Source organism: Catenibacterium sp. AM22-6LB (assembly GCF_003435615.1).
In the GTDB taxonomy this organism is placed as follows: Bacteria; Bacillota_I; Bacilli_A; order Erysipelotrichales; family Coprobacillaceae; genus Catenibacterium; species Catenibacterium mitsuoka_A.
The window spans coordinates 40,243-47,825 of the sequence record NZ_QTUM01000010.1; the positions used below are offsets into that span (position 1 = coordinate 40,243).

The 7,583-nt window shown below is 36.1% G+C and carries 7 protein-coding genes; all 7 read left to right on the forward strand.

Annotated features, from left to right (window positions below; genetic code table 11):
- The first annotated feature begins 4 nt into the window (after positions 1 to 4).
- From DW269_RS03950 to DW269_RS03980, 7 genes are read left to right on the forward strand one after another with little or no spacing between them, the layout of a single operon-like run.
- The gene (locus DW269_RS03950) at positions 5 to 1,903 is read left to right on the forward strand and encodes a V-type ATP synthase subunit I (protein WP_117458653.1); all 1,899 of its coding nucleotides are present in this window, start codon (positions 5 to 7) and stop codon (positions 1,901 to 1,903) included.
- A 14-nt stretch (positions 1,904 to 1,917) separates the two neighbouring features.
- Positions 1,918 to 2,352, forward strand: a complete 435-nt coding sequence (locus tag DW269_RS03955) for an ATP synthase subunit C (RefSeq protein ID WP_006506824.1) — start codon at positions 1,918 to 1,920, stop codon at positions 2,350 to 2,352.
- Between the two features lie 9 nt (positions 2,353 to 2,361).
- Positions 2,362 to 2,670 (forward strand): V-type ATP synthase subunit F, encoded by a 309-nt coding sequence (locus DW269_RS03960; RefSeq protein WP_006506823.1) that lies wholly within the window; start codon positions 2,362 to 2,364, stop codon positions 2,668 to 2,670.
- Positions 2,671 to 2,681: 11 nt separating this feature from the next.
- A complete protein-coding gene (locus DW269_RS03965) occupies positions 2,682 to 3,272 on the forward strand; it encodes a V-type ATP synthase subunit E (RefSeq protein ID WP_117458654.1) in 591 nt (196 codons plus the stop codon).
- A gap of 19 nt (positions 3,273 to 3,291) precedes the next feature.
- On the forward strand, positions 3,292 to 5,043 hold the full coding sequence (locus DW269_RS03970) for a V-type ATP synthase subunit A (protein ID WP_117458655.1): 1,752 nt from the start codon (positions 3,292 to 3,294) through the stop codon (positions 5,041 to 5,043).
- Between the two features lie 11 nt (positions 5,044 to 5,054).
- Complete coding sequence (locus DW269_RS03975) at positions 5,055 to 6,503, forward strand: V-type ATP synthase subunit B (RefSeq protein ID WP_022425827.1); 1,449 nt, start codon at positions 5,055 to 5,057, stop codon at positions 6,501 to 6,503.
- Positions 6,496 to 7,131 (forward strand): V-type ATP synthase subunit D, encoded by a 636-nt coding sequence (locus DW269_RS03980; RefSeq protein WP_117458656.1) that lies wholly within the window; start codon positions 6,496 to 6,498, stop codon positions 7,129 to 7,131. The genes DW269_RS03975 and DW269_RS03980 overlap by 8 nt, the downstream gene beginning before the upstream one ends.
- The last annotated feature ends 452 nt before the right edge of the window (positions 7,132 to 7,583 follow it).

Sequence of the window (7,583 nt, forward strand, 5' to 3'; positions counted from 1 at the left end):
TACTATGGCTATCTCAAAATTGCAGCTCGTTGAGATAGAATTCCCTGAAACAATGAGTGATGAAATATTATCTAAGCTTGTTGATTCAGAAGAATTTCATCCAGAGCCAGCATCAAAGTTTGTGGATTCAGTAAGAGGTCTTAAGGTCATGAATAAGGACAATCCTTATGCTGATTTATTAGGACGTATGGATGAAGCGGCAGAGAAGTATGGTATTAATATCAATACATCAGAAAAGCCTCAGATCATCAATATTGTAGAAGCAGATGATTACTTCTGCGAATGTCTTGATGAAGCAAACAAAATCTCACGTGTTAAAAATGAATTACAGGTAATGATTGATGAAAACAATCAGGCCAAGAAGTACTTGAAATATATGAAGGATCTCGAGATGGACTTCGATGACCTTTTCTCAAGCGAATATATTCAGGTTAGATTTGGTAAGTTACCTACAATGAATCTTGATAAGTTATCTTATTATGATTCACAGGAATTCTTATTTAAATCAATCTATCAGGATGCAAAGACATGTTATTGTTTCTATATAACATCTCCTTCTAATGCACCTGAAATAGATAACATATTCTCTTCACTATTCTTTGAACGTATTCATATTCCTGAATTCCTTCATGGAACTCCAGGTGAATCATTAGAAATTATTGAAGAAGAGAATGCAACTGCAGAAGCCTCTATCAAGAAATGTGATGGTAAATTAAAAGATTTATTCAGTAAAAAAGAAAAAGATTTATCAATCATTTATGCTTCATGTCAGGAACTTAATAAGACAAGTGAAGCACAGAGATATGTCGTGGTATTTGGAAACAATGCTGCTATCTATGGTTTCTGTGATAAACATTATGCACACTCTTTAAAAGAAGAACTCGAACAGATGGACAAGGTGCATGTTGAAATCAAACCAGCAATGGGAGATTCAAGACTTTATCCACCTACAAAACTCAAGAACAACTGGTTCTCAAGACCATTCAAGATGTTCGTTGAGATGTATGGTGTTCCATCTTATACAGACTTTGACCCAACAAATTTCGTTGCGGTAACATATACATTCTTATTCGGTATGATGTTCGCCGATGTTGGTCAAGGTATCCTGCTTTCAATCATTGGTTTCCTTGCTTATAAATTAAAAGGCATGAAGCTTGGTGAAGTAGGTATGCGTATTGGTATTTCATCTGCAATATTTGGTGTTATCTTTGGTTCAGTATTTGGATCAGAAGAAATCCTCGTTCCATTCTTTGCACCAATGGCATCTGAAAATACTATGACGCTATTAGGTGTTGCAATTGGTGTAGGTGTATGTTTAATCATCATCTCAATCCTATTCAATATCTATTTAAACTTGAAGAAGAAACATTGGGGAGAATTATTATTCTCTCAAAATGGTGTCGCTGGTTTAGTATTCTATGTTGCAGTATTAGTACTCGCAATGAATATGTTATTAAACCTTGGCTTAAATATCCCTATGGGTATCTATGTCGCAATCTTTATCATTGCCCCACTTGTAATGATCTTCTTAAAAGAACCTCTTACTTACAAACTTGAAGGTAAGAAGATGTTCCCACATGGATTTGGTAACTTCTTTACTGAATCATTCTTCGAAATGATCGAAGTATTGTTGACATTTGTTGCCAACACTATGTCATTCCTACGTGTCGGCGGTTTCGTCTTATCACACGCTGGTATGATGCTTGTTGTTTACACATTAGCTGAAATGGTTGGTGGATTCGGTTATATTATCGTTCTTATTATTGGTAACGCATTTGTAATGTGTCTAGAAGGATTAATTGTCGGTATCCAGGTATTACGTCTTGAATTCTATGAATTATTCAGTCGTTACTATGAAGGTAATGGTAAACCATTTGTATCTATGAAAGAAAGTCTAGAATAACGGAGGAAGAAAAAATGACTACTATCTTAACATTCATTATCCCTGCATTAATTGTTGTATTATTATCTTTACCACTAGTAAATGTATTCAAAGGTAAAGTTACTGCTAAGAGCGCTAAAATGCGTCTTGGTACTCATATCTGTGGTTTCTTTGGTGCTGTAGCACTTGTATTATTCCTTACATATGCAAATAGCCCAGTATTAGCTGCTGGTGCTGACAAGATGACTGGTTCTATCGCTCAGGGTCTTGGTTTCATTGGTGCTGCTCTTGCAACTGGTTTATCTGCTCTTGGTGCTGGTATTGCCGTAGCTGCTGCTGCTCCTGCTGCAATTGGTGCATTCTCTGAAAATGCTGAAAACTTCGGTAAATCATTGATCTTCGTTGCCTTAGGTGAAGGTGTTGCCATCTATGGTCTATTAATCTCAATCTTAATTATCAACACACTATAGGAGATTACTATGAAGTTCTTTCTGATCAGTGATAATATCGATACCCTCACTGGTCTAAGACTCGTGGGTATTGAAGGCAAAGTTGTTCATACCCGTCATGATTTCTTAACCTTACTTGAAAATAAGATGAGAGATCCTGAAATTGCAATTATCTTAGTGACTACTAAGTTAATTGAACTTTGTCCTGATATTATCTCAGAAATTAAATTAAAACAGCCAAAGCCTCTTATTACAGAGATTCCTGACCGTCATGGTCATTCTAAGATTGGTGAAGCCATCGATGGTTATGTCTCTGAAGCAATAGGCGTTAAGTTATAGGAGAGTATACAATGGAAGAAAATCAAGAAGTATTTCTCTCAATGAAGAATGAGATTGAAAAACAGTCTCAAAGAGAAGTCGATGCCATCATGGCTGAAGTAAAGAAGATGGAAGAAGAAGCTTATTCTTCTATGCGTGCTGAAGCTAAGAAAGATGCAGATTTAAGACTAAAACAGGAATTAGATGAAATGCAGTCAGAATCAGCTGCAGAAATTTCTGAATCCCATGTTGAGAGACAGAAAAAGCTTATTAATAAACGTGATGAGTATGTGGCTACTATCTTCAAGAATGCAAGAGAAGAATTAGTCGCATTTACAAAAACACCTGAATACAAAGAGTTCATGGTCAACAAGGCTAAGAAGCTTGCAGGTGATTATATGCCTCATTCAGTTATTTATGTAAAAGAAGAAGATTTAGGTCTTGCTGATGATTTAAAAGCTGCTTATGGTGATGCTGAAGTGAAAGCTGGAGAGATCACTATTGGTGGTTTAATTGTTGAAAATACAGACAGCTCTATTGTTCATAACGAAACATTAGAATTCGCATTAAAGAATCAGAAGGAATGGTTTAACCAGCATTCTGGTTTAATCATTAATAAATAAAAGAAGGGGGATAAACAAGTTGAAAGAAAATTTAATTTATTCAATCAACGGCCCGGTTGTTAAAGTAAAAGATACAGATGCCTTTTCAATGCTTGAAATGGTTTATGTAGGTAACAGTAAATTGATGGGTGAAGTTATCTCTATTACTAAAGAATTTACTACTATCCAGGTTTATGAAACAACTACAGGTCTTAAACCAGGTGAACCAGTATTCCCAACAGGTCAGCCTATTTCTGTAACACTTGGTCCTGGTATTTTAAGAAATATTTATGATGGTATCGAAAGACCACTAGAAGAAATCGCAAAAGAAAGTGGTGCTTTCATTCCTACAGGTAGTGCTGTAGAACCACTTGATACAGAAAAATTATGGGACGTCACTTTAACAGTTAAAGTGGGTGACCATGTTGAAGGTGGTACTGTATATGCCAAGATTCCTGAAACAGACATGATCGAACATAGATGTATGGTTATGCCAGGTATGTCAGGTACAGTTACTGAAGTAAAAGAAAATGGTCAGTATACAATCAACGATGTAGTTATGGTCTTCACTGATGATGAAGGTGTAGCTCATGAATGTACATTAACTCAGAAATGGCCAATCAAGACACCTCGTCCAGTTAATAAACGTTTACCTATCAGTATGCCACTTGTTACTGGTCAGCGTGTTATCGATACATTGTTCCCTATCGCTAAAGGTGGAACAGCTGCAATCCCAGGAGGATTCGGTACTGGTAAGACAATGACTCAGCATCAGCTTGCTAAATGGTGTGATGCCGACATTATCGTCTATGTAGGTTGTGGTGAACGTGGTAACGAAATGACTCAGGTTCTTGAAGAATTCCGTGAACTCGTTGACCCTAAGAGTGGTAAGCCATTAGTAGACAGAACTGTCCTAATCGCTAATACATCAAACATGCCAGTTGCTGCCCGTGAAGCATCTATTTATACAGGTGTAACACTTGCTGAATATTATCGTGACATGGGTTACCATGTTGCTATCATGGCTGACTCAACATCTCGTTGGGCTGAAGCCTTAAGAGAAATCTCTGGTCGTCTTGAAGAAATGCCAGCAGAAGAAGGTTTCCCAGCTTACTTACCTTCTAGATTATCTCAGTTCTATGAAAGAGCTGGTTATATGGAGAACTTAAATAACACAAATGGTTCAGTTACAATCATCGGTGCCGTATCTCCACAGGGTTCTGACTTCTCAGAACCAGTTACTCAGAATACTAAACGTTTCGTACGTACATTCTGGGCACTTGATAAAGCATTAGCTTATGCAAGACACTATTTCGCTATCAACTGGAACTTATCTTATTCAGAATATATTCCAGATCTTGAAAGATGGTATTCAAAGAATGTTGATTCTAAATTCATGAGAGATAGACAGGAATTAGCTTCTATTCTTGCAGAAGAAACTAAATTAATGGAAATCGTACAGTTAATGGGTTCTGACGTTTTACCAGATGATCAGAAGCTTGTTATTGAAGTAGCCAGAGTCGTTCGTGTTGGTTACTTACAGCAGAACGCTTTCCATAAAGATGATACTTATGTACCACTTGAAAAACAGCTTAAGATGATGGAAGTAATCCTTTACTTAAATAACCGTTGTCAGCAGGTTGTTGCTCAGGGTAAACCTATTCGTACAATCATTGAAACAGGTATCTTCGATGAAGTTGTTAAAATGAAATATGATGTACCTAATAATGATTTAAGTAAATTTGATTACTATTATAAGAAGATTGATGCAATTTGTGCATCTATTGACTAAGGAGGGGTAACATGGCACTTCAATATGTAGGTTTAAGTGAAATTAATGGACCACTCGTCGTATTAGATCACGTTAAAGATGCATCTTATGATGAAATGGTTGAACTACAGTTAAAAGATGGTTCAACACGTTCTGGTCGTATTGTAGAAATTGAAGGTGAAAGAGTTGTTGTTCAGGTATTTGAAGGAACAAACGCTTTATCACTTGCGAATACTAAGACAAGACTATTAGGTCATCCAATGGAATTACCATTATCAATGGAAATGCTTGGCCGTGTCTTCTCTGGTGCAGGTAGACCAATTGATGGTCTAGGAGATATCTATGCTGAAAAGAGTGCTGATATCAATGGTCAGCCTCTTAACCCAGTTTCTCGTGTATATCCAAGAAACTATATCAATACAGGTATTTCTTCTATTGACTGTCTAATGACCCTAATCAGAGGTCAGAAGCTACCAATCTTCTCAGGTTCTGGTTTACCTCATAACCAGTTAGCTGTACAGATTGTTAAACAGGCTAAGATTGCTGATGAAGCAGGACAAGGTTTCGCTGTTGTCTTTGCTGCAATGGGTGTTACTAATGACGTAGCTAACTACTTCAGAAGATCATTTGAAGAAGCAGGGGTTATGCAGAGAGTTGTTATGTTCATGAACTTATCTAATGACCCAATCATCGAACGTATCTTAACACCTCGTTGTGCATTAACTGCTGCTGAATATCTAGCATTTGAACATGATATGCACGTTCTTGTAATCTATACCGATGTTACTTCTTATTGTGAAGCATTACGTGAATTCTCTTCAAGCAAAGGTGAAATCCCAGGTCGTAAAGGTTATCCAGGTTATCTTTATTCTGACCTTGCTTCATTATATGAAAGAGCTGGTATTGCAAAGGGTGCTAAAGGTTCTGTTACACAGATTCCAATCCTTACAATGCCTAACAACGATATTACACACCCAGTTCCTGACTTAACTGGTTACATCACAGAAGGACAGATTACTCTTGATCCTGAATTAAATGCGACTGGTATTTATCCACCAGTTGGTGTTCTTCCATCACTTTCAAGACTTATGAAGGATGGTATCGGTGAAGGCTTTACAAGAGCTGACCACCAGGATGTTGCCAACCAGTTATTTGCATGTTATGCCCATGTACAGGATGTTAAATCATTAACATCAGTTATCGGTGAAGATGAATTATCAGAAGCTGATAAGAAATATATGGAATTTGGTCGTCTTTTCGAGCAGCACTTCCTTAATCAGGGATTCGATACAAACAGATCTATCGAAGAAACCCTAGACCTTGGATGGTTACTATTATCAGTTCTTCCAAAGAATACATTGGACCGTATTGATAATGCTGTTGTAGATAAATTCTATGATCATGAAAAAGCAGTCAAAGAATTTAATTTACACGAAGATGTAGTCATCAAAGAATTGAAAGACGCTGTAACTAATGGCTAATCAGGTTGTCCCTACTAAAGGGAATTTGATGGCAACCAAGAAGTCTCTTGAGCTTGCTAGACTTGGTTATGACCTGCTCGATAAGAAAAGAAATGTCTTAATTAAAGAAATGATGTCATTACTTGATGATGTAAAAGAAATCCGTGATGACATCACTGATTCTTATGATCGTGCTTATGCAGCATTACGTGAAGCAAATGAATCTTTAGGTATTATTTCTGATGTAGTAGAGGGTGTACCTATTGATGATGGTATTAGTGTTAAGTATCGTTCAGTTATGGGTGTAGAATTACCTAAGATTGAATATGAGAAAACACCATTAAGAGTTGGTTATGGTTTTGAACGTGCGAACTCTAAGGTAGACTATGCTTATATCTGTTTCTATCATGTAAAAGAAATGACAGTAAAGCTTGCAGAAGTAGAAAACTCTGTATATCGTCTAGCGAATAATATTCGTAAGACACAAAAGCGTGCTAACGCATTACAGAATATCTCTATTCCTCGTTTTGAAGCGACTGTAAAGATGATTACAGAAGCCTTGGATGAAAAGGACAGAGAAGAATTCTCAAGACAGAAAGTTATTAAAGCACAAAAGAATAGACAAGAAGCTGCAAAAAGAAAGGCATAAGAGGCTCTAAGTCAATAGTGGAAGGGCCTAGGAGATAGCGAAAGCTATCTCCTTTTTTTAGTTGTATAGCTATAAACATATCGTTTTTACAAGTTTGATCTTGTCATTCATCTTTTTGAAAATTTCGTAAAGGATGTATAAAAGTATTATTTTAATGAACTTTGACTATCTTCTATGCTTATCGAGAGTATATATGAAGCAGGAGTGGATGTTTTTAGACTGTTGACAAACTAAAATGTTGACAGTCTTTTATTTTAGCCATGATTCTTGAAACTACCTTATTGAAATAAATGCATAAAAAAATTAAAAATCATACATAATTCACTTTTAATAGAATATATACTAATTATGTCGACAAGAAGTACTGATGTACAAATAAAATGAAATATAGATAAGACAAACTATTAAATGTCAATAAATAGTTAAATTTTCTAGAATTTATTGATTTTATA